The sequence below is a fragment of the Oryzomonas sagensis genome (genome assembly GCF_008802355.1).
Taxonomy (GTDB): Bacteria; Desulfobacterota; Desulfuromonadia; order Geobacterales; family Pseudopelobacteraceae; genus Oryzomonas; species Oryzomonas sagensis.
Window position 1 is genome coordinate 119,948 of the sequence record NZ_VZRA01000004.1, and the last position, 24,550, is coordinate 144,497.

Sequence of the window (24,550 nt, forward strand, 5' to 3'; positions counted from 1 at the left end):
ACGGCTTTAAACAATTGACAATAAAGCCAGCCAGAGATAAACTTTAGGCAATTAGACCGTACATGTGCCCTACGGTCTATAAAGATGATGCAGGAGTTACAACCCTGCGGGTCCGAGATGCACCCTGGAACGAGGTCAAGCCGTAAGGGCTAAGTATCGTTCGGTTGGGCATCGGCCAACAAATGTTGAAGAATCACGAAAAGGGGCGGTGACTTACCGCCCCTTTTCGCATTTGTAGAAAAGAATTGCTCGATCTCGTTTTTTTTCGGTCAATTCTGCTCTGATTACCTCGCTGTTGCCGTTGCCTCTTTCAAACGCATCAATAGTCTTTCACCGAGAACTCCAACCTCGCCCCCCATCCGATGTGCTAGCCTCGCCAGTTTCTTATAGTGTGCGAGTTCTTTGGGTTGAGACTTGACCAGTTGGCCGATCGTCTTGACTGCTCTTGGATCATCCAAGTTCAACCTGCCGACAAAGCTAGAGAATAACTCAACAGACAGCTCGTGGATGAGGTGAAAGAAAGTTGCGATATACTTCGGTGAATCGAGCGTAAGATCATACAGAGATTCTTCCAGCTTCTGAAGCTGATCGCGAACAACGTCGATGCAGACATCCCTATCTACTTCTGCAATTGCAGCAATTGCCAAGACAGTTTCATTCCACCGTCGCTCAACTCCAATCAGTTTCACACCTTTTCCGGACTTAAAAAAATTGATCGCCGTTTCGGGAGCAACTGCTGCGAGCATTGGTTCAAGCGGTCCGGCAATAACCTGTTCGTTTCGAACAACCCAGTTGCGCGCGGGTTGACGATCCTTGCCAATACAAAAGAACCCAAGAAGATGTCTAAGTTCGTCAGATTGTGCACTCCAATCAGATCTGGCCGCAACATCGAACTCCTCTTCTGGAACGTGCGACGCAACTCGAGAAATGAATTCTGCATCCACTTCGTGAATGATCGATAGACAACGGGCCAAATTTTCCATATCCCGCGAAATGATGTTTTTCATCGCCAAGGCAAAGTCTAAAGGATCGAGTTGTGCGACGATACTTTGAGCAATTCGGGTTTGTCTTTCGTCTGGATATTCACCACCTCGAAGAAAATGTGGGATGAAACCGAGGCAGTACCAAAAGATGTTATCCATCGAATTAATTGTATGAATTGGATCCGTACCAATAGCGCGGACAATAAATGGGACAATATCTTCAATGTATTGAAGGTTGCATTGGCAGCGTTCCCTTCGGCTCAAAAGAGTCAAGCTCCCGACAAGTTTATCCACAGCGTAGGCGCGGCTCGCATTAGCAGTAAGAATAATCTTCAAGGCCCTGGACCAATCGAATTGAGCAAGAAAAGCCTCGGACCATGGTGGGTGATAATATGCTAGTCGGTTGAGGATCTCACCGAAACTGTAGAAGTCATCCAGAGTAACATTATTTGCTAGACCGGTGAGGCGTATCAAATCAATCTGTTCAAATAAGGTTTTAGCGACATCGGATGTTTCAGGGCAGCCCTTTTTGTCAGAGGCACAAATAAGGTGGTTAGCAATTTCACTGCTGAATCGTGCAATCCGCCCGGTGCTAGCTGTAAACCATTCCAACAATAATTCTTTGTCAGTGAGCATTTCCTCAAGCGAGAATTCGAAGAGTTTAAAAAGAAGCGATACGCAGCCTACGGCCCATTCAGTCTGACGCCACTCGTGCCGACATCTATTCATGAGTGGCTCGAGTACCGGCCGTAGTTTCTTTCGCTGGCTGAATCGCACTGCATCAATCAGTTGAATTGCATTCAGCACCCAGCAAACACCTTGCAAAGATGTATTGTCGTCCAGCACTGTGGCGACGAGCATGTCGATTACGCTAGGCCAAGTCTCCTGGTTTTCGGTGTTTAAACTTGTTTCAATGATCCTGTGGGCGTAGCTGATGTGTTTCGTGCGAAAGATGTCATCTGAAATCAGGATCAGCCCGAGAGAAGCAAGGTGCGAGATTGCTTTATCAGCCTCGTCACCAGTTAAGCCCAATTCTCCAGAAATGCGGGAAATGATTTTTCCCGAGATCCCAGCGTCGCAACTACTGATCTGCCGAATAGCAATCGCTGTTACAAGCGCGTTCGCATTCGGTACCTGCTTCAGACTCTCGTATTCTTCACGTGCTGTCCGCCATCCACCCCGCAAAACCCAGAAAAACTCCCATGGAGTTTTTTGACGCGCACAGTCATCGATGCGCCGCTCGAATGAGGTACCCATATACCTGTCGCTGATCTCGTCATCAAACCTCTGGACGATCGGCAAGATTTCATCTCGTCGCGTAAGAATTTTATTTTTGAGTTCATCAACGCATGACGTAGGCGAGATGCATGAGGGATTGGGAGTTACAATATCTGCAAGAGTGTTGGTTAAGATAACCTTCAGCTTTTCGCAAGAACGTTCCGATAATCGATCTGCGAAGCCCGCCCCGAACTGTTGGGCATCATCTATGACTAGGACAGAAGGCGAAGCCATGGGCAGGTGCTTCAACAATTCATCCCCTTTGGCATTGTAGTGTGGTCGCCAGACCGAATAGCCTCTGTCATGGAATTTCTTTGCGGCCTGCCACGCTGTAATCGACTTACCACACCCTTGCTGCCCAGCTATAGAAAACCAGTGAGAGCGCTCAAGTTCAATAATGACCTGACCACAAATGCTGAATGATGGGCATTGATTTACATCAGCTGGGCCGAGCCGTTTTCCGGCAATCGCATTTTCGATTCCACGCTGGTAGGAGAAATCGACCAACTCCCATCTTAAATCAGACGGAGTTTCAACGTTTTTAAGCCACGCTTTCAGCAAATCAACAAAATCACGACGCCCAAACGGGGAACCACTACTCGCAAAAATAGAAAGCTCAGTAACCAAAGCACGAACCATGAGTTCGCGATGACTTGGGGAACGTGCATTGATCTGCTCTTGAACCAAAAATCTGTCGAGCAAGTGGGCAGCAAGTCCCAATAACCCATCAAAATCAAGATTCTTTGGACAAGGAACATTGACCTTCCCATGGCGTCCCACTTTGGCGACTGACGCTGAACAAGGGCCTACAAGAATGAGCGTAAGCTCATCTGCTGTCGATTGCTGCTCCAACTCATTTGCCCATTTTTGCACGTCGGATATGCTTATCTGGTTGATAGAGGATTTGACCTGGCATGCCTTCGTCGAGGATGCTCCAGACCACGAGATATCGATTTTATCAGAGACATGTGTAGGCTCTAGCGTAAGCTGGTCCCAATCCGAGCGATTGAGAGACTCTAGCAATGCTATAACGGACTGGATTAGATATCCACGGTTACCGTCTTGACCACTCAAGATCAATTCCTTTCCACAACACCGACTTGGCCGCTTCCACAGCTTCGGTCGTATAGTCTCTGCGCGTCAGCTTGAGCCTTACTTAAAGATTTTTTCGTAATTCGTTTTTACAAATTCCAAAAATTCTATATTTTGAGTTTGTAGCTGGGTAAATATTTCTTCCGGATCAATCTGCATAAGCATGTTAAGGCTCTTTTGGACTTCAGGGTTTTGCCAATTCATTGAAGCATCACCAATGATTGTAGCGACTGCTTGTAACTTGCCGTGCTGCCATGAAAGCATTTGGCATGTTTTTATGCATTGTTCGTAGCTCCTGAAGCCTAAGACCTGTCCCTTTGTGGCAAGAGAACAAATTTTAGCCAGAGCGGGAGACGAAACTTTGAGACACTCAAATAATCTGCTGCTATCTTCGATTCCATACTTCTCAATGTAGACGATAGCTTCTGGATATGTGACATCGGTCCTTTGGCCAATCATGTCTTTGTGACATTCAATTTTTATCTTTATGTGACGAACGACATGTATAGGTGTTGACATAAGATCAACAAATTCATGAACTGAATTAGTAAGTTCATCCATAAAGTCAATTTGTCTTTGTGCCTTTGATTGGCGTCTCCATGTTGAAAGTGCAATAGTGGCCACTGTCGCAACCCAAGCACTTATGATGATCTTAACTAATTCAGTCCAATCAATTTCATACATTGTAGTCAATCCTTGCAAATTTGGGCATCTCGAAAGTAAGCTGTCGGATAGGCTTGGGAGAGTTTTGTAAATGCAGTTTGTTATATATCGGCTTGCATTGCAAGAAAACTCTTGACAGTCACCTTGCCTAAAATCCCGTCAAATTGACCTTCTCAATGAAATCTCAATAATTTGCACATAGCCGTAACATGGGTTATAAACAGTCAATGTGGAAACCTTTCGTCGGCAGTTATTAAGCACTACTTAACAACTTCGGCGGATGACAAGGACTATCAGATAAGACACTACAGTTTGCAGGCTACCACTGACTTCGGCGAAACAGTAGGGAGGGAGCTATTATGATACCAGAAAGTGACGACATCCCGCGCCGTATGGACGGCAGCGAAATGAAACCGTTCACAGGATCAACAAAAAAGACCTGGATCACCGCCCTGGTCCTCTGCGTCCTTGGCTTCATCGGTTTCGGTGGCCTGCATCGCTTCTATGTCGGCAAGGTGGGTACCGGTATCCTCTGGATCCTCACCTGCGGGCTGCTTGGCATCGGGACAGTGATCGACCTGGTCTACATCCTGACCGGCGGCTTCCGCTGCAAGAATGGCGAGCCGCTTTACAAATAACCGGCAATGAGGCCATCAAAACCTGTTGAGTAACTTATTCATCAATAATTTAGGTGGTATGGCACGTCAGTCAGATTCCCGCCCAACTTCCCTCTTGACACCTTTGTCTGGATCAGTATCATTTGAATACCATATCAAATGACTACCAATGCCGGATAGGGACATGATTGAACTCACTGATCGACAGCAGGAAGTTTTAGACTACATCACCAATTATCAGGCCGAACACGGCAGTTCGCCAACTTTGCGGGAAATCTCTGCCTGTATCGGGACGGCCGGGACTGCCGCGGCGATGCACCACCTGGGAGCCCTGGAAAAGAAAGGCTACATCCAGCTTCGAAAGGGGAGCTCCCGGGGGATCGTCCTCTCCCAGGCGCCGCCGGCGACAATCTCCTTGCCGATCGTCGGCCGGATACGTGCCGGCATGCTGCAACCGGCCATCGAGGATATCACCGGACACCTGGCTGTCGACCGGAACCTAGTCAAGGGGGAGGGCTGCTATTTCCTGAAGGTCGAAGGCGATTCGATGATCAACAAGGGGATTCTCCACGGTGACATAGCCATGATCCGCCCACAGCAAGTAGCAACCAACGGCGAGGTCGTGGCGGTCATGGTGGACGGGGACGCCACCCTCAAGCAGTTTTTCAAGGAGCCGGACCGCATCCTGCTCCAGCCGGCCAATCCGAATTACGACCCCATCGTTATCCGCCCCGGGGAGGGCGAAGTTTCCATCGTCGGCAAGATGATCGGCTTGTTTCGCAGCACGGAGTAGGTTATGCAGCCGATCAGGAAGCCCATACGAGTGGCCGTCATCTTCGGCCCGGGCGGGAAGATTGCCCCCAAGTGGTTTGAGCTGAACAACCGCAAACATGAGGTGAAGCTCACAACATACGCCTGGCGGGATAGGGTGGGCGAGACCCTGTTAATGCATTATGCTGTCAGCGATGGTGAAACATTGTTCGAACTGGTCTACAATACCCATGACCAGATATGGTCACTCAATGCACTCCAGGCGGAATGACTGTGACACCACAGATTCGTAGTTAGGATAACATGAGCAATCTAGACCATTACAAACAGGCATTTGGTAGCGTCGGATGGTTTATACCTCCGTATGTTACAGTAGGATTCCTCAGTATTCTATCCAAGAGGATTGCTGACAATGGACACTCTTTGGATCAGCAAGAGCTAGAGGCATTTCTGGCTTTAATATATTCTGCTGACAACGTCGCTGCGATGGTCACGGAGCGCTATCCTGTGACTCCTTATATACAGGACTACAAAAAAATTATTTCGGAAGCCGTTCAAGCGCACTTTACGGGTCTTGATCATATAGCGGTATCAGGATTGATTCCAGTAATTGAGGGAGCTGGCAAGAAATTAGCTGATGACAGGTCTGTTTCGTTTGTTTCGATCCGAAGCCTCTTCAATAATTTGGCTGGCGACTGCAAGCGCGACGCTATTGAAAACAAAATAGGTGCTGTGGACGGGGTAGTGTGCATGATGGATTCATTTGCTGAATTTGCGGAAAAGCACCTGTACGTCCACTCGGAGAATTATCCACTCGCCGATAAAACCAATAGGCATGGCATTCTTCATGGAGCCTATTCAGATCATGACTATGGAAGACCGCTCAATTTTTATAAGGCCATAGCAGCTATCGATTTTTTGTGTTTCGTGTCGGCATTCAGGGCTCCAATATCTTGGTTTGCCCCCTCCCCAACGGATGAATCTAAGCTACTGGCCACCTACTATTGTACATGCGCACTCTTAGGCAAAAACAAACCAACATTTAGCTAACAATGGTGCATTGTGGTCACAAAAGACTTCTCATTGATTATTACTTAAATGGAATATCGAACCATCCTCCATATCGATATGAATGCTTTTTTTGCTTCCGTGGAGCAATCGGCAAAACCCGAGCTGCGCGGCAAGCCGATCGCGGTTGTTGGCTCCGGCCACCGCACCGTCATCACTACCTCCTCCTACGAGGCCCGGGCCCGGGGCGTGAAGACAGGCATGGCGATTTGGGAGGGGAAACGGCTCTGCCCGGAACTGGAAATCGTCGTAGGAGACAACAAGAAGTACCAGCACACCTCGACTGAGATCAACAAGATCTTCCAGGACTTCACCCCCGAGGTGGAGGCATTCTCCATCGATGAGTCATGGCTGGATGTCACCTATTCCCTCAAAATGTTCGGTTCAGCCGAGACCATCGCCTACCAGATCAAGGCCCGCATCAGGCACCTTTTCGACATCACCTGTTCCATCGGCATTGCCCCCAACAAGCTCCTGGCGAAGCTGGCTAGCGACATGCAGAAACCCGACGGTCTCACCATCATCAAACCTGAGGACGTTGCCGGCGTCATGGAGCGGCTGCCGATCCAGGACCTGTGCGGCATCGGCAAGAAAATGCAGAGACACCTCAACCTGATGAGCATCTATACTTGCGGCGAGTTGGGTCGCTGTGACGAAGCTAGGCTGACGCGAAAGTTCGGAATCATCGGTCGGCGCCTCAAGCAAATGGGGCAAGGCATCGATGACTCCCCGGTGATCCCCTTCGGGGAAGAGGATGAGGTCAAAAGCGTTGGCCACAGCAGCACGCTGGAGCGGGACATTGACGACCCGGTGGAGATTCGGAGATTCCTCTTGCAGCTGTCCGAGATGGTAGGCAGTCGGGCAAGGCGGTACAACGTCGCCGGCAAGACGATCAGCTTGTACGTGCGGTATGCGGACTTCTTCTCATCTTGGGGCAAGCAGACGACGATCAAGAGGCACACCAACCAAAGCGATGAAATCTACCGGACGGCTGTAGGGATTTTGGAGACCGTCGATCTGGAACAGCCAGTGCGGCTCCTGGGGATCAGCCTGAGCAATCTGCAACATGAGGTTGAGCAGTTGCCCCTATTCGAGGATGACCGGAAGAAGCTGGAAGCCACGAAGGCCATGGATAGCGTCAACCAGAAATATGGGAATATGGTGGTGACGCTTGGGTCACTACTGCCGGGGAAAGAAAAGAGGGGGAGTCATGTCATCCCGCCCAGCTGGCGGCCGGACGGGATCAAGAAGGTGGATGTGAAATAATAGTCATTCTCCCTCGCCTTCATCGTCGTCCAGTAAGCCATCTTTGATCTGCTTGTCGATGTGCTGAATGGTGGCGTCCACCAACTCTACGAGTCTCTCAACGTCTTGCATGTTCATTTCAACGACCTTACCTTGGGTGGTCTTGCCGTTGCGGTGTACTATGTCATGGCGAGCCTCAACGGCTTTCTTGAGGTCCACCATACTGGTGTTCGGGAAGTGCGTATCCAGAACGGACTTATAGAGGCCAGTGGTCTTGTCCAAGTTATGAAAACTCATCATGTCGATGACCTGCACAATCTCTTCGTTCAAGCCTTCCAATTTACGAAAAATATCTTGAACAACAATCTTCTCCTTGAAGGCTTCGTTGGTCTGAACAAAGCGTCGGCGGATCGATTCTCGTGTGAGGACCTGCTTCTTTATTGTGTCGGATAGGTAGGTCTCCATCGCCGAAATGACATTGGCGTAGAGAAGCCTTGCCAACGTCTTGCTCAAGGGCGCCAATGCGATGAGGGATCGGGTGTCCGCAATAGCGGTGGCAAAAACCTCGTAGAAGATCGTGTGATCTTGATGGTATTCAATGAGGTCTTCAAAGGAGTCAGTCCAGCCTCCACCAACAAGATCTGTGATGTCGAGAACGCATTCAACATCTGATGGCATGATCTCCAGCATTGCCACTGCCATGCTCTCTAGAGTTTTGCATGGAAAGCCAGTCTCATGAATGGAGAACTCTTCCAAAAACTCATCGGTAGCGAAAAGAAGATGTAGCAGTGGGTCACTGAATTTGTTCTTCTCTTCTTCCCAACACCAACAATTTATGCGCTCTTCAACAGCGGTTTTCAAAGCCTTGAGCCAGTCGGCCAGGCAGGATGCCTTCAAAATTGGAATTAGCTGCGCATAGTCCTTGGCCCATTCGTAGTCTTGCTGGACCATTTCCTCACAGCTGGCAATGCGTTGAGCGATGCACTCCTTAAATTCTTGCTCAAGGGTCTCTCGGTTGAAGCCTGCAAGCTCAAGCCTACGGCGAAGCGTGGTGCCAGAGCATACATAAAGGTAGTCAGTTTCTTCTTCATCCTGATCGTTGGCATCGGCGGCAGTCCAAATGAGGGTGTTTCGCTGGGATTTGGAACGATTGCGAATGCACCGATCCTTCTTCCGGAAGTACCACTGGTGGTAATAGTTCTTCGAGGAAAAAATCGGATACCCGTCTATCATGATTTGTGCGTAGCTTCCCATATATCCCTCTATATGTTCGCAAAAAAAGTTGTTATGAAAAGAAGGAAATAAGAATTTACGATCAGAATATCATTTTGCCCTTTCGCCGCGGAGGCAAAAAATCATCGATCTTTTTCCCCAGCATGTCTGCATAGGTGATCAGTTTTAACAAATCGACAGACATCCTGCCAAGTTCCAACTGGGAAACCCAGGTTTGTGACATGCCAGTCCTTTTACCAAATTCTGTCTGGCTCATTCGAAGTTCGCTGCGATACATCCGGATCCGGCCGCCGATGTAACGGTCCAACTCGGTCGCTTCCTTCGGCTGGTAACTCCTTTTTGGCGGCACCGGGAGGCCTGTCGCCATTCGGCTCAGACAAACTTTGCATTTCACTTCGGCCGGATCGTCAGTGGCTGATGTTTCCAGGCGATACAGCTTACCACACAGCGCGATCCCCGCCCTCTGTATAGTCAGTGGTTTATAAATGGCGTGCCTACCAGCCATGTTATTCCTCGATTTATCTCTGATGATTGGGCTCGTGTGGGATACGCGTTATCCACATTACCTGTTTATAACCCATGTTACGGGCAAGTGTAAATTATTGAGTTATAGTGTACATGGACGGTTTGACGGGATTTTGGGCAGATGGGGTGTCAAGAATATTTTGCTGCCGAGACGCTCAAACCGGGGTGTTACTTCTTTTTGCATTATAATCCCATTTTAACGTACTCAGAAGACCATCTTGCCCAGTCGCCGATGTAATGATCGATTTGACAACCTCCTGCAGGTGCTCTGACCACCGTGTCAACCACTTCTCTTTTTCGGGATCTCCCGCCCAGAGATCATAAACACCAGTAACCCCGCCTACTTTGTGACCGAGAATCAAATCCATGTCGTCCCTGGACGCCCCCAGTCGACGTACCCCTGTGCCAGCAGTGCGACGCAGGTCGTGAGGACTCCATTCAGGAAGTCCATAATATTTAGTTTTACCGTTTTTGGGCGCTATACTTCGCACATAATTTGCGACCGAATTTTCCTGGATTGGGTACTTTTGGTCCTTGCCGGGACATATTAAACCATATTTGTTGCCAACTGATGATCGGTCTTGATTCCCCATTATCACGGAGACAGCAAGCCGAGTGAGGAAAACTCTGTGAGTGCCTCCCTTTTTTCCCATGCGGCGGGCCTTTGGAATCGTCCACCAGCCAGTCTCAGTATCATAGTCAATCATCAACTCATTTACTTTCATTCCGCAGACCTCGCCGCAGCGTTGGCCAGTTATCAAGGTCAACAGTAATGCTCGTTTCGTTGACTCGCTTCCGCCGATGGATAGAATTGAATGCCAAACATGTCTAATTTCGTCGTCGGATAGATGACGCTCCCCGGATTCCTGCGCCATAGACGGAATTTGTTTGGCCGCTTTTAGATCTTTAAACGGGTTGTACTCTGCGAGTTCATGAATGACAGCATAATCCCAAGTTCCCCTAAGAGCTTTAAGGAGATTGCGTGCCTGGCCAGGTGCGTCAGTAGCTTTTTTTTCGATTACAGCCATGGCGTGCTTGCGGCTAAAATCTTTAATCAACCACTTGCCATATATCGGGAGGAAATCCTTATTTAAAGTTAATTTCAGAGTGTTATGCCATTTGTCATCATGGTTTTCTGACGACCAATTGATCCATAAGTCAACCAAATCGCTGATGGTTTTGGCTTCAACAGTAGTTGATTCTGATACTTCAGAGGCATCCGTGGGGGGAAGTGGAGGGGAGAGTGAACTGCCCGGGTCTTCCCCTTGATCCAGCAGGCGCCTCGCTTCCCAGAATTTTGTACTTGCATCGGACAGGGAAATTGTGGGATAGTTGCCCAAGTGAAGGACGCGAGTGCGCCCTTTTATTTTATAGACAAGCTCCCAGCGTTTTTGGCCTGAAGGCATCACCCTGATATAAAATCCCTTACCGCTGCTGATTCTGTAGGGTTTGTCTTTAGGCTTGAGAGCCTCGATTTGTTTGACTGTGAATGGCTTCATTGAGTAGGATTCGGAATTAAGTTTGGTTGACTTTTGGTTGACTTTGGCAACGATAGCATGATATATCAGCAGATACAAGCTGATATAAAGATATACATAAAGGCTAGCAGTAACAGGAAGTTGAAAAAATAAGCGGGAATAACTCAGTGGTAGAGTGTCAGCTTCCCAAGCTGAAGGTCGCGGGTTCGAATCCCGTTTCCCGCTCCAATTAGAGCGCACAGGCCAGGCCAAAAGCCTGGCTTTTTTGCGTCTTGCGCCGAACTCCTCCCTGCATTCCGTTGTCATTCTTTTCAAAGCCGTTGCCATGCCAATGTCTGCGTCACAATCAAAAAAACGTATCGAAATGATATGCTCAATTTATGCACTTTATTGTGTAAAAACAGTAGGATGGAAAATGCTCGCTGGGTGTTGCTTTTTTAACACTACGAAATTACATTGAAAAGTGCGTTTTTGTGATGTAGGAGAGGGGGAGGGTGTGTTTTGGTGTTCGTTATGTTTGCACAAGACGGGGCCGAGATTGAAGGGCGGAATAATTACGTATCATATCCTTGGAATTCGGTCCATAAGACAATAAAACAACTACGTCCCCTTAGGGGCCCGAACCGCACTTTTCAAAGAAAAGATAACGCGTGAATAACGTACTACTGACCTTAGCTTTTTCTCTCATTGCATCGGCAAGTTTTGCAGAGTCAATTGATCCGCCAATTATATAAGCATGGCGACACTTGGTTATACCAAGATACTGTTGAAAAAGGCGCAACCGGTTGGAACCAAAGCCGGACAGAGATTACTATTTTACGAACATCCGGCACAAGCATTTACTACACATCCAAACCAAGCGGGTCAACACAACCGCCGCTTGGCAAAAGCTTATTTTATTAAATTAAATGTTGGGCCGCTAGTGACTTCTAATAGTTGTTGTGACTTGACATGTTTACGTCTGAGATAATTTTCCCATGACAGAACGGGGGGGCTATAGATGAAATTTTGTGTCCGTTTAATTATCATGATGTTCATGCTGGCTAATGTTTGTGCTACTGCATACGCAGGCAACTATGTCGTTACTGTGTTTGACGACACAAACGCCGGCACTCCGGCAGGAAGCGGCGGGGGGACCGCAGGAGATTTGCGTTATGCCATTAATTCTGCCAACACAGCTGGTGGTAGCAATACCATTACCTTTAGCGGCGGACCTGCGACCATCCTTTTGAATGGTCCTTTGCCTGCAATAACGAGCGATCTGACTATCGATGGTGGCACAGCAGGCACTATTACCATCGATGGCAATAACCTTTACCGCGTCTTTTTTGTAGATTCAGGCACCGTGGTGCTGAAATATCTGACGCTCCAAAACGCCAAGGCCAAGGGAGGCAACGGCGGTACCGGTGACGGCGGCGGCGGTGGTGGCGCAGGTCTTGGCGCAGGGGTGTTCGTCAACAAAGCAACGGCCAACGTCACGATTGCCAATGTCGATTTCATCAATATGAGCGCAGTTGGCGGTAACGGTGGAAACTATTTGAGCTCGACCCCGCCTGGTGGTGGCGGCGGTGGCCTCGGTGGGGACGGCGGAAGCAGCACTGGCAACTTTGGCGCGCCTGGTGGTGGCGGCGTGCTGGGCGCTGGAACAAATACTACCAGTGGCATCAATGGTGCCAATGGTGGTCTGGGTGGCGGCGGCGGTGGTGGATTTCTTGGTGCGGGAACAGCCGGCACCGGTGGTGCAGCCTATGCTGGCAATACTGCCGGGGGCAGCCCTGCAAGCACGTCTGGCGGCGCAGGAGGCTTTGGTGGTGGCGGCGGCGGTGCACCTTTAGGAATTGGCGGCGCAGGTGGTTTTGGTGGCGGCGGTGGCGGGACCGGTACCGGTACAGTTGGCGGAGCAGGCGGTCCTGGCGGTGGCGGTGGCGGAAGCGGTGGGGTTAATACGAGTACTCCAGGCGGTTCCCTCGGTTCCGGCATAAGCGGCGGCGGAAGTGGTTACGGTAATGGGCCCAGTGGTGGTGGCGGCGGCGCTGCCGCCGGTCCGGTGATTTTCATTAATTTGGGAACAGTGGCTGTAGATTTGGCGACAGTGACTTGCAGCGGGCACACCGCAACCGGTGGCGCTGGCGGCACATCATCTGGTACCGCCGTCAGAGGTTATGACGGGACCGCCTCATCAGCACCGATATTTAACTATGGCGGTACCTACAATACTCTCACAACCACCGGCTCTATCTTCTTGGGACCAGTCGTTACCGGCATAGCTCCTTCCGGCGGTTTTACAACAGGCGGCACAAGTGTTGTCATTACCGGCACCGGTTTCACCGGGGCTACGGCCGTTACCTTTGGCGGTACTGCAGCGACATCGTTCACGGTGGACTCAAATACGCAGATCACCGCCACCGCACCAGCTTCATCGGTGAGCACGGTTGACATCATTGTAACGACACCGGAGGGAACCAGCGCTGCCGGCGTAGCGGATAAATTTACCTACGCCATACCGCTGGCCCTGACCGTGTCGGCTCTCTCCAATGGCGCCACCACCACCGAAGCCACCCAGAATATCAGCGGCATGATCACCAATCCGGCCAACCTCAAGACACTTACGGTCAACGGCACCACCGTCACCGTCAACTCCGACGGCAGCTTCAGCTACCCGGTACAACTGAAGGCCGGGGTCAATACCGTCACGGTCATCGCCACCAGCATCTCCGGGAATACGATCACCGACAGCCGCACCATCACCCTGGACAGCACGGCACTGAAACTGACGGTCACCTATCCGCCGGACAACGGCATCGTCATCCAACAGACCATTACCGTGACCGGCACCATTGCGGAACTGCTCAGCAGTGCGACCAAGACAACGGCCAAAGAGGTCGCCCTGGACACCACAACGCCGACGGTCACCTACTCGGTCAACGGTTCCACCCCGCAAATGGCCAGCCAGACCGATACCGCCTACTCCTTTGCCGCAACCCTGGGTACCGGCATGAACACCATCAAGGTATTCGCCACCACCAGCGCCGGGCAGACGGTGGAGGCCAAGCGGACCGTCAGCTTCCAGCCCGCCTTCTCTCTGGCCGTCACCGACCCGGCCACGGACATCCGTACTACCCTGGGTTCGTACACCCTGGTCGGCAGTGTCAGGGACAACACCACGGCGGTCGGCATCACCATCACCATGGACGGCCAGAGCTACACACCCACGGTGACGAACGGAGTCTTCCGGCAACCGCTGGCCTTGAGCAGCGACAAGGTCTACCAAGTGTCGGTTACCGGCGCCGATCAGAACAACAACAGTCTGACGGTACAGCGCAACATCATCCGGGCGGTCCCGAATTTCACCATCGTGGACGCCTTGCAGGCGTTGCAGATGTCCGTGGGTATCATCGCCCCCACCGCCGACCAGACCCTGCGCCTGGATGTGGCACCCATGGTGAACGGCGTATCGGTGGGCGACAGCAAGGTCGATATCGAAGACGCAATCGTGATCCTGCGCATGGCCGTGGGGCTGATACAATGAAACCTGAAACTAACCTGAAACTATCAAGGAGGATAATTCCATGAAGAAGTACCTGAAACCGATATGCGTGGGGCTTGCGCTGCTGGCCCTGTACGGCTGCGGCGGAGATGGTGACGGCGGCCCGGCCCCGATCACGGACAGCTACCTGTTCCCGGCGGGCAAGGCGACCATTACCTTCACCGCCATGAGCACGGCAAAACTGGCCGCTCCCCTCAGCGGCATCGACCTGAGTCTTACTCTGCCCCAGGGAATGAGCGTAACCACCGCGTCCGGCGCCTCCGGCCCGATCGCGACCGACTCGGTCACCCCCGGCTCGGCTCTGACCGGAACAAACCTGGCCTTCGGCACGTACTCGGCAACGACGCGCAAGGTTATCCTGGGCATGGCGACCACGAGCAACAGCTACCGTTCGGGCGAGTTTCTCCGCCTGACCTGCACCGTTGCCGCCAACACGGGCATCACCCTGGGCGGCCTGAAGACCGGGTCGCCGGTAACGGTGGTAAAGGCCGTGGGGTACGATCCGGTGAGCAAGAGCACGGTAACGTTGACCGGTAACATCAAGGTGAACCTGGGGGCGGTGAGGTAAGCCAGATTTCCTGCCACTGCTGTTGATGGGCATAACAAATTGACCCGGTGTGGGCACCGTGCTTGCCCCCTGTTGTTTCCTTAACTTGTTGAAATTACAACGTGGTAATGGTCGTGTTGAGACGCCCATCCGGGTCAATGTTGTAAGCCCACTAACACTGTTGACCTGTTTGCTGTCCCCGCTATGCCCCTGAGCAGGTCTGAATGGGTTGAAATTGATTGGACTAAACCGGACTGGCAACTGATAGAGAGTGGGTTTAATTGTCTGAAATTACTATTATATTTTGAACTGAATCAATTCTTCTGATATTTTCGAATCCCGTTTTCCGCTCCAATTAAACAACATAATTTCAGCATGTTATGGCTGAAACTCCGAAACTGTGCCCGGTACTGTGACTAAAAAGTGCCGGGTTTTTCGTTTTCCGGGGGATGATGATGTCTTGGCCGAAGTATTCGAAGATGGCTGTGCTGATCCGGAAAGCGGTCCGTTCGACGGGGGCCGGTGCCCCCATCGAACGGACCGCCGCATCAAAGGTTCGAAGAGCGGGGTATCAACGGACGGCCCAGATGTAGTATAAGTCGGTCGAGGGGAAGTTGCCCCCGTAGCCGGTGCCTATATCGGCCTGCCAGATATTGCCGTCGCCGATGCTGTAGGACGACCAGTAGAAATTGCTCTGNACCGCCGCATCAAAGGTTCGAAGAGCGGGGTATCAACGGACGGCCCAGATGTAGTATAAGTCGGTCGAGGGGAAGTTGCCCCCGTAGCCGGTGCCTATATCGGCCTGCCAGATATTGCCGTCGCCGATGCTGTAGGACGACCAGTAGAAATTGCTCTGGATGTTGGTAAAAAGTCTCGGCGTGCCGGCCAATACCGGCTCCGTGCCGGTGACCAATGCCGAAAAATCGCCTATCGTCGGCAATCGCCAGTCCATGGCGTGGGAACCGTCGCTCAGGCCGCAACTGCCGCTCGCGAGATAACTGCTCCAGGTCAAGGCGTCAAACCATGTATTCCCCCCCCCGGACGTCACGCCGCCGAGGGTGGTCGCGCAGTTGGCGTTTTTCAGCCAGAGCAGGCCGGTGGTCATGTCCCGGACCGTGCCGTCTCCGTTGTCGCACCAGCGGCCGAGCGGACTCAGGGCGCCGCTGCAACTGTAGGTCTTCGTGACGATGTCGGTGAAGTTTTGGCCGGTGACATTGGCGCCGCTGACCGTCACGGCAAGGGAAGACGGCTTGAAGCTGTACCCGGACCGTAACGGGGTGACGGTGTAGCTGCCGTTCTGCAGCCCGGCAAAGCTGTAATTGCCGCTGGCGTCGGTCGTAGCGGCCCCTGTGGCGGCTCCGGTCAGGGCGACGATCACGTTTGGCAGCCCCGTGCCGTTCAGGGAGATGGTGCCGGATACGGTGTAGGTGGGCGCGGGCGCTGCCGTGATGGTGACTATCGCGCCGCCCGCGTGCAGGCCCTCCACCACGTAGATATTGAACGTGCCGGGGGATGCGGAGTTGAAGGTCGTCGAGGCGGTGTTGCCGGCAATAGTCACGTTAGCCGGGGTCGTCAGCAGGTTGCCGCCCGTTGCCGTGAAGATGGCGGTTTTACCGTTTTCCGTACTGGGGAACGTGGCGGTAACGGTAATGGCGGTGGAGACGGCTGCGGTCAGGGCGCTTGCGCTCATGGCTACCGGGGTGGCGACCATGGCGCTGATCTGCGCCTGGAGGGTCGATATGGTGCTGTTGAGGGAAACGATGGTCGCGTCCCGCGTTGCGATGGTGTCGTTGGCGTTGGCGAGTTGCGTCTGCAACGTGGCTATCTGATTGGTCAGAGTTGTTACCTGCAAGTTGGCGTCGGCCAGTTGGCCGGACAGGACGCTGTTACTGCTCTGACTTGCCGCCAGTTGTGCCGTCAGGCTGGTTACCTGGGCGTTGGCGGCGTTCAGTTGTGTCGTCAGGTTGGTGATGCTCGCTTGTGCGGTGGCGTATGCGGCTGACAGGGCGGAGGTGTCCGACGAGAGGCTGGCGGCCAGGGACTGGAGCACAAGGACCTGATTGGCGGCGGTCGTCAGGGGCGTGGCGTTGGCGTTGGCGGGCTGCCCGGCAAGCGTGGCCAACGCGCTTTCCGTTTGCCTCAGCGAGGCGATCGCGGTAGTGATCCCGGCGTTGTACACCGAACCGTCCGCCTTTGCGCTGGACAATTGCGTCTGTACGGCGGATAACTGGGTTTGCAGGGTCGCTATTTGCGCCTGTTGCGATTGCGCCTGCGAGGGGGTGTCTCCGCTGCAGCCGGAGAGCGATATTCCTGCCAATAACATAAGAGCCAGCACCAGCATGTGTTTCATGTTCCAAGCCTCCTGAGATGGATTTACGCTGTCAACGACAGGCCGTTTCACATATATGACGCACTCATGGGGCGCCGCCGGTCCGGCACAGCCCCGGGTTCAGCCGCTCGGCGAGTTCGGAGATGCGCTGGAATTCCAGGCTGCCGGACAACAACCGCAGCTCTCCCGGAGACAGGCGATACCCCGCCTGAATGCTGGCCGCCTCCAGGGACTCGGTCGCCAGACGGCGGAACTGCCCGTCTGTGATCAACCGCCCCAGCACCTTTTCGACCGCTTCCTGTGACATTGCCGCCTCCCGTCGCACATCTGTCCCCTGCGGGACAATTGCGCCCCGGAGCAGAACTGCTGCCCAGGTAAGTGGCGAAATCCATGCCGAATCTATTATCCGTTGTAATCCGGGATGTTAGCGAAACGAGTTGGGATGCTTCTGTCCGGCAGGGGACATGTTGTCCCGTTTGGGACAATCGGTGGGATGGGGCGGCCGAACGGTCGGCGGACGGGCGTTTCCAGGGGTCAGTAAAACAGCTTGCGGGAGGTTTTTAACAGGCGTGCGGCGGAGGATTTGTTGTTGTTGCTCCTGGCCAGGGCCCACTCGATAACCCGGCGCGTGACGGCGTCGAGAGAGAATTCGGCGGGGGAGAAGGTGAGGTTGAGGGAGATCCGGTCGCCGGACGCCTCCCCGGTTTGCTCCTGAAAATGCTCCTGCAGGCGCAGGTGCTCGGGCCGGATCAGGTCCCCGCCGGTGACGATGGTGGCATATTCCAGTTGGTTGCGCAGTTCGCGCACGTTGCCGGGCCAGTCGTAGGTCATCATCAGGTCGAGGGCCATCCGGGAAAGGCCGGGAAGCTGTTTGCCCTGATGCTGCCGGAATTTTTTGAGGTAATGTTCCGCCAGGTGCGGGATATCCTCGCGTCTCTCCCGCAGGGGAGGGATAGTGATCGGGAAGATGTTGAGCCGGTGGAAGAGGTCCTGGCGGAAGGTCCCCCGGCCGCAGCATTCCTCCAGGTTGCGGTGGGTAGCGACGATGACCCGGAAGTCGGCGTTGATCTGGCGGTCGGAGCCGACCTTCTCGTAGGTCCGTTCTTCCAGCAGGCGCAGCAGTTTCGGCTGGAGCGACAGCGGCATGTCGCCGATCTCGTCCAGGAACAGGGTGCCGCCGTGCGCCCGGCTGCATTTCCCCTCGCGTTCACGGTCGGCGCCGGTGAAGGCCCCCTTGACGTGGCCGAACAGCTCGCTTTCCAGCAGGGTTTCCGGGATGGCGGCGCAGTTGACGGCTATGAAGCTGGCCATGTTCTGCCCGGATGCCACGTGGATGGCCCGGGCCATGACCTCCTTTCCCGCCCCGCTCTCGCCGTAGATGGCGACGGTGGTGCGGGGGGAGGCGGCCACCTGCCGGGCCGCGGCGAGCGCTCTGCCCATGACCGGCGAATGGCTGGTCATGCTCTGGAAGCTGAACTTTTCCCGCTCGAAATCCAGCATCCGGTCGTAACTGTGGCGCACCCTGGCGTTTTCGAGCAGCCGTTCCACCACCACCAGCAGTTCTTCCCGGTTAAGCGGCTTCAGCAGGTAGTCGCCGGCCCCCTCTTTCATGGCCGCCACGGCGCCGTCGACACTGCCGTGGGCGGTGACCAGCACGAAAGGCAGGTCCGGGCTGACCGCGCGTACCCGCCGCAACAACGCCACCCCATCCATCCCCGGCATGACCATGTCGGACAGCATCAGGTCGAAGCGCCCCTCTTCCAGTTTCGCCAGGGCCTCGGCCCCGTCGGCGGCGCAGGCCGTCCGGTATCCGGCATCGTCCAGGTATCCCCTGACCATGAAGCGAAAGCTCTGCTTGTCGTCAACCACCAGTATCCGCGCGCCACTGTTCATGGATAGCCACCCTTCATCCGTTTCATGAGTTTCTCGATCACCGGCTGCAGTTGTTCGGGGCGGGCGGCCGGGGCGTGTTGCTGCAGCCAGGCCGCAAGTTCGGCCGGCTCCCGGTCTGCCAGGTGTCCGCACAGACCTTTCAGGGTGTGGGCGGCCCGGACGAGTTCACTGCGGTCGTCGCGTTCCAGAGCGGTTTGCAGGCTCCGCAGCTCGCCGTCGATATCCTGCAGCAGCAGCTCCCGATACTGCCGGGCGCGCTCTGGGACGTCGGCCAGGTCGCTCCGTGTCTGCGCGTCCAACTGCGGTTCCCCGTCGGGCGGTATTGCGGCGGTTTCTCCGCCGAACGCGGCCATGGCCCGGGCCAGTTGTTCGGGGACCACCGGTTTTGCCAGTACCCCATCGATCCCCGCGGCATGACAGGCGCCGCGGGTGGCTGCATCGGTATCGGCGGTGATGGCGATGATCGGTACGGGCGTTTCGGACCGCTCGGATTCCCGACGTCTAATCCGGCGGGCAACCTCGATGCCGTCGATATCGGGCATGCGGATATCCAGCAGGACCAGGTCGAAACGCCGCTGCTCCATGAACTGCAGCGCCTGCAAGCCGTCTTCCGCCAGCGTAACCTGCTGGCCCCAGGAGTCCAGGATGTCCCCCAACAGTCTGCGGTTGAATCCATTATCCTCCACCACCAGGACCGCACGGGGCGCCGGGGCCGCGGTCGATGCGAGAAGGCCGTCCGGCACCGGTTCCGTTTCCCGGAGCGGCAGTTCGACGGCAAAGCAGCTTCCCTCTCCGACCCGGCTGTCGACGGTGAGGCTTCCTTTCATCAACTCCGTCAGGTTGCGGACGATGGCCAGGCCGAGGCCGGTGCCGCCGAATTTGCGGGAAATCGTCGGATCGAGCTGGCGAAAAGGCTGGAAGAGCAGGGCACGGCTGTTCTCGGGGATGCCGATGCCGGTGTCCCGCACCTCGAAGCGGACCAGCGGATGCCCCCCGTCCGCCGACCGTCCGGCCATGCAGACCGTACAGGACACCGCGCCGCTTTCGGTGAACTTGACGGCATTGGCCAGCAGGTTGGCGAGGATCTGTCTCAGGCGGAGCGGGTCGCCGAGGACCCAGGTAGGCACATTGTCGGCCACGCCGACCTGGAAGACCAGCATTTTCCGGTCCGCCAGGGGGTGATACTGCTCCTCCAGACCGGCGACGAGCTGCCGCAGATCGAACGGCACGGTCTCGAACTCCATCCGCCCCGCCTCGATCTTGCTCATGTCCAGGATGTCGTTCACGAGCTCCATCAGGGAATGGGACGACTGCTCGAGGATGGCGAGGTACTGGTCGATCCGGGCGGGGTCGGTTGCCGTGCGGGCCATGCCGCTGAATCCGACCAGCGCGTTGAGCGGGGTGCGGATCTCGTGGCTGATCAGGGCGAGAAACTCGGATTTCGCCTGCGACTCCAGGGCGGAGCGCTGCGCCTCCTGTTGCAGCCTGCGGGAGCGCGTGTTCAGGATCATGGCGAATATGCTGCCGATGATCAGGCCGTTGATGATCAGCACCTGCCTGCCGTAGCTGTTGTTTCCCCGCAAGCTGGCGGGGGTGCTGCGGTTGGCGATCCAGAACAGGGTGAAGATAATGGCGACGGCCACGAAGAAGAGTCGCAGCGAACGGCGGCTCGGGGTGCTTTCTCTCTGCAAGGTAAAGGCCGTGGCGACAAAACACCACCAGGTCACCCTGACCAGCACCACATTGGAAACCATGGCAAAAAAGATATGACCGGAGGCGATCGCCGCAACCTGGAGGGGAAAGACGCACAGCAGAAGATCGAGCCCGCGCATCATCAGCGGCGGGGGCTGATAGGGCTTGAACAGCTCGCGGCAGAACAGCACGGTTGCGAAATTCGATCCGCAGTAGGCAACGACGGTAATCCAGTCTATCGCGCCCGGAGGAAGGCCGGCAGGGAGAAAGGGCGCCAAATAGCCGGTAATGGCTACACCATACAGGGTGTACATGGCTTGATGCAGGGCAAACAGGCCGACTACCGGCAGCCGGTCCAGCAGATAGCTCTGGAGGGCCCAGAACAACAGCAGCAACATGGCGGTCACGAAAAACACCGCCATCAGATCAAACCGGTCGTCCACGCGCTCGGCCTCGCCCGGCTCCAGGGCTTCCACCGTCAACTGCGATGAGCTCCTGGTCTTGAGGCGAAGATAGTAGGTCGCCCCGGAGGGCGCCACGCTGACGACAAACCCCAGGGAACTCCTGGCGCGGTCGCGTGTGCCGAAAGCGTAGTGATTGCCGGTCACCCGTGTCTTCCAGCCCGACGGAGCCCCCGCATCCGCCTCGTAAAGACGAACCTCGTTGAGAAAAGGCTGGCGAATGAACAGCACCACCTCATCCCCCTTGGCGGGCGCCCGAACCCGCAGGCGCAACCAGTGCACGGAGTCGGTCAAACCCCGGGAAAGCGTCGGCCCGATCGGGGCAAACTCGCGCCCGGCCACATCGGCGATCGTCAGGGCGCCGGCCGGGTCTTCCAGCGCGGCCCGCGAAATGATCAGATCACTCGCAACGGCCGGCGGAGCAAGGACGAACCCGGCGATCAGGATGAACATGCCGACAATGTAGTTCATAAAGGATTACTCGGTTACAGGGGGATGGGGTAGTGCGTTACCTCTTTGGGATTACATTCGATACATCCCGGCTTGCACGATATTCGGATCATGGTCATTGTTTACTAGCAAAACTGTAACGGATGTGTCCAGAATTTTATGTACATGGCTTTTCTGGTTTCAGAAGCCCGGCAGTCTTTCCTCAAGCATCATACCGAACTGATTCAATGCTGTAGATCGGCTCCGGAGTTCAACCCACATCGGCGTCCGTTTTGACTCACCCATTAACGTGATATCGGTAGGTTACGATTAGTCGATGGTCAACCTCGATACCGATATGTGGTGGATCTGAAATCCGGTTTACGATAGTCGAGGAAAGAGTGTTCCCCACATACGCTGGGGTTGTCATTGAATGTATCTGATGCGCGTCAGGACCTTTGGCCTTGGCTCGTCGTATGATGGTAAGCGGCTTTGAAAATTAAACCATTGTCCAATAATAAACTATTGTAATTATGAATGGGGTGGGTCAAAATCGGTGCCTAATCCGGGTCAAAGCCGGAAGCCGGTTCGCCGTTGCCTGCCAACTATGTGCAAGCGCCAAAAAAAAAGCGGGCGAATCTTGAAAAATCGACAGAGAATCTTGTGAGAATGGACGGTTTAAAAAAACAAATTATCGAAGCCAATATCGATGAGGGCATTCCCTTTGCCGGAGGCTCCGCACAGTTCACCTATTTTGAGCTCGGCGATGCATTGGCGAACAGGCTCAATAGCCAGCAGGAGGTTCCTCACCGCCACTCGTACCAAGAAATAATTTGGATCAGGGTAGGGGCAGTGAAGCATTTGCTCGATGATAATATTGTCGAGCACTCAGCGCAGACCATACTCATCATCCCCAAAGGACGCATTCATAGCCTGATACCGACACCCGACTGTCGGGGGGCTGCCATTAGGTTTACCGAAGAGTTCCTGGCGACCCCTTCTCATCTCCTGTTTTCCCAATTTATCGGTCACACCGCCCTGCAATTGAATAACCAACAGGCGGCCGGGATTTCGGCATATTGCTCCCTATTGGCCTGCGAATACCACCATGCGGACCCCTTTAACCTCCATGCCGCCAGATACCTGTTGAGTGCGCTAATCGCCAAATTGGAAGAAATCCGCCTCATGTCTGCGCAGTTGCAGCCTCGAGACGTTAACTCGACCCTGTGCATCTGGAACCGATTCAATACCATCCTCGAACAAAAATTCACGGTTGAGCACGCCGTCAGCTTCTATGCCTCGGAATTGGGGATATCCCCACGCAAACTGGGCGAGGTTGTGAAACTCTATGCCGGCAAGCACGCATCGACAGCCATCGATGATCGCTTGGTTGCAGAGGCAAAACGCCTGCTCCTCTTCTCCAATCTCACCATTAAAGAAATCGCCTTTAACCTCGGATTCGAGGAACATTCCTATTTTTCAAAAGTTTTTAAGAAAGTCGCTGGCGCCACCCCATCCGATTTCAAACAAAAATATCTCTCTGCATAAAATTACCAGCATTTTACCCATATCTATTACCACTCTCTTTGTAAAATAGGGTAAATTTTGATCACAACAGGATTAAGTTTGTCCTGTTTGGTGTGTTTTTACCATGCAACGTTCGTGGAGCCGATTGGCCCTGGTAATGAGAGAATGTCTGAATCCATCACAGAGTACAGAATCAAAGGAGAGTGCCATGAAATCAACCATCGTAATCATAAGTTCCCTTGTAGCCCTCTTCATGCCGACTTTGGCCCTTGCGTCCACGTGGACCATCGATCCGGACCACACGAATATAGGTTTCAAGGTGAAACATCTCATGGTCTCTACGGTGAACGGGAATTTTCTGAAGCATACCGGTACCGTGACCATCGACGATAAGAACATGGCCAAGTCCAAGGTCGAAATCAGAATAGACGCCGCCTCCATCAACACCAACGTCGCCAAGCGCGATGAACACCTGCGGAGCGCCGACTTCTTCGACGTTGCCAAATACCCGACCATGACCTTCGTGTCGAAAAAGGTAGTTAAAGCCGGCAAAGGAAAACTGAGAGTTACCGGGGATCTGACCCTGCATGGCGTGACACGGGAGGTGGTTCTCGCCGTCGAGGGACCGACAAGGGAAAGCAAGGACCCGTGGGGCAACATCCACCGCGGAGCCGCTGCCAGCACCAGGATCAATCGCAAGGATTTCGGGCTGGTCTGGAACAAAACCCTGGAAACCGGCGGTGTGCTGATCGGCGACGACATCGTCATCGCCCTGGATATCGAGATGATCAAGGACAAGGATAACACGGTGATGCTGCAGCAGCTGAAGTAACCGTCTCCCGGTTCTGCAAAGAGCATTTCCCTGTCTGGGCCAACCAATCCTCGGCCATGCTGCAGTTTGCTGTCTGGGCCGCGCTGGAGCAGGAGGGATTCGGGGCGTCGCTTCAGCACGATAACCCGGTCAGCGACGAGGCGGTGAAAGAAGTCTGGGAAATCCCCGGTACATGGAAACTTATTGCTCAAATGCCTTTTGGCAAGCCGGTTGCCCAGCCTGCCGAAAAGGAATTCAACCCCTGACGGGAAGGGTGAAGCTCTTCAAGTAGCCATCGCGGCGACGCTGGGGCATGCCGGTAGGTAGTAACCGCTTCCCGCGTCACCAGCACCATACATCA

General features: G+C 54.1%; 21 protein-coding genes and 1 tRNA gene. 12 read left to right on the forward strand and 10 right to left on the reverse strand.

Annotated elements, in window-relative coordinates:
• Positions 1 to 284: 284 nt before the first annotated feature.
• Both F6V30_RS14525 and F6V30_RS14530 read right to left on the reverse strand, forming a co-directional pair.
• Positions 285 to 3,335: a hypothetical protein gene (locus F6V30_RS14525; RefSeq protein WP_151157675.1), complete on the reverse strand. Its 3,051-nt coding sequence runs from the start codon at positions 3,333 to 3,335 to the stop codon at positions 285 to 287.
• 78 nt (positions 3,336 to 3,413) lie between these two features.
• A complete protein-coding gene (locus F6V30_RS14530) occupies positions 3,414 to 4,037 on the reverse strand; it encodes a hypothetical protein (RefSeq protein WP_151157676.1) in 624 nt (207 codons plus the stop codon).
• A gap of 338 nt (positions 4,038 to 4,375) precedes the next feature.
• Between F6V30_RS14530 and F6V30_RS14535 the strand changes: the two genes are divergently transcribed.
• From F6V30_RS14535 to dinB, 5 genes are all read left to right on the forward strand, one after another.
• Entirely contained in the window at positions 4,376 to 4,654 is a 279-nt protein-coding gene (locus tag F6V30_RS14535) for a TM2 domain-containing protein (RefSeq protein WP_218043334.1), read from the forward strand.
• Between the two features lie 163 nt (positions 4,655 to 4,817).
• The gene (gene lexA / locus F6V30_RS14540; RefSeq protein ID WP_151157677.1) at positions 4,818 to 5,426 is read left to right on the forward strand and encodes a transcriptional repressor LexA; all 609 of its coding nucleotides are present in this window, start codon (positions 4,818 to 4,820) and stop codon (positions 5,424 to 5,426) included.
• 3 nt (positions 5,427 to 5,429) lie between these two features.
• Complete coding sequence (locus tag F6V30_RS14545) at positions 5,430 to 5,675, forward strand: hypothetical protein (RefSeq protein ID WP_151157678.1); 246 nt, start codon at positions 5,430 to 5,432, stop codon at positions 5,673 to 5,675.
• Positions 5,676 to 5,707: 32 nt separating this feature from the next.
• The gene (locus F6V30_RS14550) at positions 5,708 to 6,454 is read left to right on the forward strand and encodes a hypothetical protein (protein ID WP_151157679.1); all 747 of its coding nucleotides are present in this window, start codon (positions 5,708 to 5,710) and stop codon (positions 6,452 to 6,454) included.
• Positions 6,455 to 6,502: 48 nt separating this feature from the next.
• Positions 6,503 to 7,738, forward strand: a complete 1,236-nt coding sequence (dinB, locus tag F6V30_RS14555) for a DNA polymerase IV (protein ID WP_151157680.1) — start codon at positions 6,503 to 6,505, stop codon at positions 7,736 to 7,738.
• A 3-nt stretch (positions 7,739 to 7,741) separates the two neighbouring features.
• On the opposite strand, the gene F6V30_RS14560 is transcribed toward dinB, so the two are convergent.
• From F6V30_RS14560 to F6V30_RS14570, 3 genes are all read right to left on the reverse strand, one after another.
• Positions 7,742 to 8,971, reverse strand: a complete 1,230-nt coding sequence (locus tag F6V30_RS14560; protein ID WP_151157681.1) for a HEPN/Toprim-associated domain-containing protein — start codon at positions 8,969 to 8,971, stop codon at positions 7,742 to 7,744.
• Between the two features lie 61 nt (positions 8,972 to 9,032).
• Complete coding sequence (locus F6V30_RS14565) at positions 9,033 to 9,455, reverse strand: helix-turn-helix domain-containing protein (RefSeq protein WP_151157682.1); 423 nt, start codon at positions 9,453 to 9,455, stop codon at positions 9,033 to 9,035.
• A gap of 175 nt (positions 9,456 to 9,630) precedes the next feature.
• On the reverse strand, positions 9,631 to 10,974 hold the full coding sequence (locus F6V30_RS14570) for a tyrosine-type recombinase/integrase (protein ID WP_151157683.1): 1,344 nt from the start codon (positions 10,972 to 10,974) through the stop codon (positions 9,631 to 9,633).
• A 132-nt stretch (positions 10,975 to 11,106) separates the two neighbouring features.
• On the opposite strand from F6V30_RS14570, the gene F6V30_RS14575 reads away from it, so the two are divergent.
• Positions 11,107 to 11,181 (forward strand) — tRNA-Gly (locus F6V30_RS14575).
• Between the two features lie 1,349 nt (positions 11,182 to 12,530).
• A complete protein-coding gene (locus tag F6V30_RS17190; RefSeq protein WP_191965719.1) occupies positions 12,531 to 12,788 on the forward strand; it encodes a hypothetical protein in 258 nt (85 codons plus the stop codon).
• Here F6V30_RS17190 and F6V30_RS17195 read toward each other — a convergent pair.
• Complete coding sequence (locus F6V30_RS17195; RefSeq protein ID WP_191965720.1) at positions 12,785 to 13,063, reverse strand: hypothetical protein; 279 nt, start codon at positions 13,061 to 13,063, stop codon at positions 12,785 to 12,787. The genes F6V30_RS17190 and F6V30_RS17195 overlap by 4 nt on opposite strands.
• Before the next feature lie 132 nt (positions 13,064 to 13,195).
• Between F6V30_RS17195 and F6V30_RS14580 the strand changes: the two genes are divergently transcribed.
• Positions 13,196 to 14,482, forward strand: a complete 1,287-nt coding sequence (locus F6V30_RS14580; RefSeq protein WP_191965721.1) for an IPT/TIG domain-containing protein — start codon at positions 13,196 to 13,198, stop codon at positions 14,480 to 14,482.
• Between the two features lie 40 nt (positions 14,483 to 14,522).
• Positions 14,523 to 15,068 (forward strand): hypothetical protein, encoded by a 546-nt coding sequence (locus F6V30_RS14585; RefSeq protein ID WP_151157685.1) that lies wholly within the window; start codon positions 14,523 to 14,525, stop codon positions 15,066 to 15,068.
• 709 nt (positions 15,069 to 15,777) lie between these two features.
• On the opposite strand, the gene F6V30_RS14590 is transcribed toward F6V30_RS14585, so the two are convergent.
• The 4 genes from F6V30_RS14590 to F6V30_RS14605 form a co-directional block, all read right to left on the reverse strand.
• Complete coding sequence (locus F6V30_RS14590) at positions 15,778 to 17,397, reverse strand: Lcl domain-containing protein (RefSeq protein WP_151157686.1); 1,620 nt, start codon at positions 17,395 to 17,397, stop codon at positions 15,778 to 15,780.
• 64 nt (positions 17,398 to 17,461) lie between these two features.
• Positions 17,462 to 17,683 (reverse strand): Os1348 family NHLP clan protein, encoded by a 222-nt coding sequence (locus F6V30_RS14595; protein WP_151157687.1) that lies wholly within the window; start codon positions 17,681 to 17,683, stop codon positions 17,462 to 17,464.
• Between the two features lie 227 nt (positions 17,684 to 17,910).
• Positions 17,911 to 19,269, reverse strand: a complete 1,359-nt coding sequence (locus tag F6V30_RS14600; protein ID WP_151157688.1) for a sigma-54-dependent transcriptional regulator — start codon at positions 19,267 to 19,269, stop codon at positions 17,911 to 17,913.
• Positions 19,266 to 21,893: an ATP-binding protein gene (locus F6V30_RS14605; RefSeq protein WP_151157689.1), complete on the reverse strand. Its 2,628-nt coding sequence runs from the start codon at positions 21,891 to 21,893 to the stop codon at positions 19,266 to 19,268. Before F6V30_RS14605 ends, F6V30_RS14600 begins: the two co-directional genes overlap by 4 nt.
• 552 nt (positions 21,894 to 22,445) lie before the next feature.
• On the opposite strand from F6V30_RS14605, the gene F6V30_RS14610 reads away from it, so the two are divergent.
• The 3 genes from F6V30_RS14610 (at position 22,446) to F6V30_RS14620 (ending at position 24,455) form a co-directional block, all read left to right on the forward strand.
• Entirely contained in the window at positions 22,446 to 23,399 is a 954-nt protein-coding gene (locus F6V30_RS14610) for a helix-turn-helix domain-containing protein (protein ID WP_151157690.1), read from the forward strand.
• Between the two features lie 187 nt (positions 23,400 to 23,586).
• Complete coding sequence (locus F6V30_RS14615) at positions 23,587 to 24,210, forward strand: YceI family protein (protein ID WP_151157691.1); 624 nt, start codon at positions 23,587 to 23,589, stop codon at positions 24,208 to 24,210.
• 56 nt (positions 24,211 to 24,266) lie between these two features.
• The gene (locus F6V30_RS14620; RefSeq protein ID WP_151157692.1) at positions 24,267 to 24,455 is read left to right on the forward strand and encodes a nitroreductase family protein; all 189 of its coding nucleotides are present in this window, start codon (positions 24,267 to 24,269) and stop codon (positions 24,453 to 24,455) included.
• Positions 24,456 to 24,550: the final 95 nt, after the last annotated feature.

Bases quoted from the DNA above. Each gene is read 5' to 3' on its own strand.
- F6V30_RS14530 (WP_151157676.1), bottom strand. From the start codon at position 4,037: ATGTATGAAATTGATTGGACTGAATTAGTTAAGATCATCATAAGTGCT.
- F6V30_RS14535 (WP_218043334.1), top strand. From the start codon at position 4,376: ATGATACCAGAAAGTGACGACATCCCGCGCCGTATGGACGGCAGCGAA.
- lexA (WP_151157677.1), top strand. From the start codon at position 4,818: ATGATTGAACTCACTGATCGACAGCAGGAAGTTTTAGACTACATCACC.
- F6V30_RS14545 (WP_151157678.1), top strand. From the start codon at position 5,430: ATGCAGCCGATCAGGAAGCCCATACGAGTGGCCGTCATCTTCGGCCCG.
- F6V30_RS14550 (WP_151157679.1), top strand. From the start codon at position 5,708: ATGAGCAATCTAGACCATTACAAACAGGCATTTGGTAGCGTCGGATGG.
- dinB (WP_151157680.1), top strand. From the start codon at position 6,503: ATGGAATATCGAACCATCCTCCATATCGATATGAATGCTTTTTTTGCT.
- F6V30_RS14560 (WP_151157681.1), bottom strand. From the start codon at position 8,971: ATGGGAAGCTACGCACAAATCATGATAGACGGGTATCCGATTTTTTCC.
- F6V30_RS14565 (WP_151157682.1), bottom strand. From the start codon at position 9,455: ATGGCTGGTAGGCACGCCATTTATAAACCACTGACTATACAGAGGGCG.
- F6V30_RS14570 (WP_151157683.1), bottom strand. From the start codon at position 10,974: ATGAAGCCATTCACAGTCAAACAAATCGAGGCTCTCAAGCCTAAAGAC.
- F6V30_RS14585 (WP_151157685.1), top strand. From the start codon at position 14,523: ATGAAGAAGTACCTGAAACCGATATGCGTGGGGCTTGCGCTGCTGGCC.
- F6V30_RS14590 (WP_151157686.1), bottom strand. From the start codon at position 17,397: ATGAAACACATGCTGGTGCTGGCTCTTATGTTATTGGCAGGAATATCG.
- F6V30_RS14595 (WP_151157687.1), bottom strand. From the start codon at position 17,683: ATGTCACAGGAAGCGGTCGAAAAGGTGCTGGGGCGGTTGATCACAGAC.
- F6V30_RS14600 (WP_151157688.1), bottom strand. From the start codon at position 19,269: ATGAACAGTGGCGCGCGGATACTGGTGGTTGACGACAAGCAGAGCTTT.
- F6V30_RS14605 (WP_151157689.1), bottom strand. From the start codon at position 21,893: ATGAACTACATTGTCGGCATGTTCATCCTGATCGCCGGGTTCGTCCTT.
- F6V30_RS14615 (WP_151157691.1), top strand. From the start codon at position 23,587: ATGAAATCAACCATCGTAATCATAAGTTCCCTTGTAGCCCTCTTCATG.
- F6V30_RS14620 (WP_151157692.1), top strand. From the start codon at position 24,267: ATGCTGCAGTTTGCTGTCTGGGCCGCGCTGGAGCAGGAGGGATTCGGG.